General features: G+C 56.7%; 1 protein-coding gene. It reads right to left on the bottom strand.

Features of this window, described 5'->3' with window-relative positions; all coding sequences use genetic code 11:
• On the bottom strand, positions 1 to 1248 hold a 1248-nt coding region (locus tag QZL71_RS12695), incomplete at its 3' end, for a hypothetical protein (RefSeq protein ID WP_294649068.1).
• Between the last annotated feature and the right edge of the window lie 697 nt (positions 1249 to 1945).

Genomic DNA, 1945 nt, shown 5'->3' with positions numbered 1-1945 from the left:
CTCGCCGCTCTCGGCGGTGCGCCAATGGCCATAGAAGGTCACGTCCCGGTCGAGGTTGCCCACATGGTTCGCGCCCGGGCCCATGTAGTAGGGGCTATCCTCCAAGCGGGTGCCGTCTTCGAGGAACCAGCCCTCAAAGAGGCGGGCTTCCTCCTCGCTGCCGGTGATCGCACCGGGGAACTGCATTCCTCCATTCACCGGTTCGTCCCCCGGATGGACGACCCAGTAGACCTTAAAGTCCGTGGGGGCCTGCTCCGGCTGGGCGATCTTCGCCTTCTTGCTCTTGTTCATTTCGCCTTCCACCAGATCGAGGCCGTCCTGCAGGGTCAGCTCGTCCAGTACGAGGGCATAATACTCCTGTTCCTCCGATGCATCCGTTTCCGCCGTGATGACGGTGCCTGCGCCGGAAGCCTCCAACTCGTTTGCCACGACGGCCGAGCCGCCGGCTTTCACATCCAGCGTGCTGTTCGCCACGGTGAGCTTGCCGCACCGAATGCCAAACTGGAAGAAATTGCCTTCCGAGTTCGTGCCTGCAATGGTCACGGTGCTGTTTTGGATGGTGATGTCCTCGTCAGAGCGGCCTGCCCGGATCGCGTCATCACCAACGTCGCCATCGATATTGCCCGTAAGGGTGAGGGTTGCGTTATCCAGCGTCAGCGGGCCTTCCGTAAGGATTCCATCGGCGTTGGAAAGGGTGGCTGTGCCGGTAATGGTCAGCTCTTCCGCCAATTGGGAATCGATGCAGCAGTAACCGCCCGCGGCCCCATCCAGCGTGAGATCGGCATCGTTCAGGGTCAGCGTGTTGGTCGTCGGGTCAAACTTCACAGACCCGCCATCCTCCAGCACATCGCTTTGGTTGCTCTTTGTGACCTGCTTGTCTGCTACCCAGAGGTCGTAGGTTTCGCTTTCCTGCTGGTTCGGGTCCACATCCGTCAGTTCCAGATAGGCGTGGTTTGTCTCTTTGACTTCAAAAAAGCTGTCAAGTTTTTCCTGCACGCTGGTGTCGATTTCCGTATAACCCGCGTCATCGTCGGTGCGATACCAGAACCTGCTTACGTCCTCTCCGATGCCCAGCCTACTCAGGCCGAAGTCCATACCGATAGTCGTCACATTCAGGAGCAGGTGGCCGCCGTTGTAGGTCAGATGACCCTGTTCCCCGATGTACTGCTGCGCATGGATCACCAGCTCGCTGCCATGGTTCATGGTAGTGAAATTGGCGATGCCGCATTCTGCATTTGTGATCTTCACCTTGCCATCGATCTGAACGCTTCCCCAGCCGATGCCCGTCTGGAAACCCTTCAGCGTGATTCTAGTATCGGAAGCAATCGTTGTTCCCGTGTCTCCACCCGAAATTCCTTTCGACGTATTGTTCCAATAGGTATTGGTGAGATCGTATTTTCCCCTTACTATCTCCTTTGCTCCATCAAAGCCGTCGCTATTTGTACTGCCCGTCACCTTGCCGTTTGCCACCAGCCTCAGATTTTTTTCACTGAGGGCTTCGACCAGCGAAGAATTATACGGGTCCGAAGTTGTATCCAGCGTCACATCTCCGTCAAAGGTCAAAAGACCCCGGTTATAGGATACCGTACCCTGAATGCATTTCTTACTATCGACCGGTCCGTTCCACTCCGGATACAGAAGTACATTTGTCACCCCGCAAGCTGCTCCCATCGTCGAGCTGCCCGCCAGTGCCAGCGGGGCCGCGAGGTTCAGCGCGAGGGCTGCGGAAAGCACCCCGGCGAGGAATTTCTTCCATCTTCGTTTCATTGCAAAAGCCTCCTTTTTTTACCAATTTTGTTGCAGGAAAAAAGCTCCACGGTTCACTTTTAGGATACCGTGGAGCTTTGGTTTTTGCTATTAACCCGGGGTTAGTTTTTGGTTAATTCCGGGGGGCGTTTTTCTGGTACCACTCGGCCAGCCGGGCGCGGCGGGTGCGGGGGTCGCC

The organism is uncultured Faecalibacterium sp., assembly GCF_900066275.1.
Lineage (GTDB): Bacteria > Bacillota > Clostridia > Oscillospirales > Ruminococcaceae > Faecalibacterium > Faecalibacterium taiwanense.
Note: the sequence above shows the minus strand (reverse complement) of the source record. Positions and strands in the feature narration are given on the sequence as shown.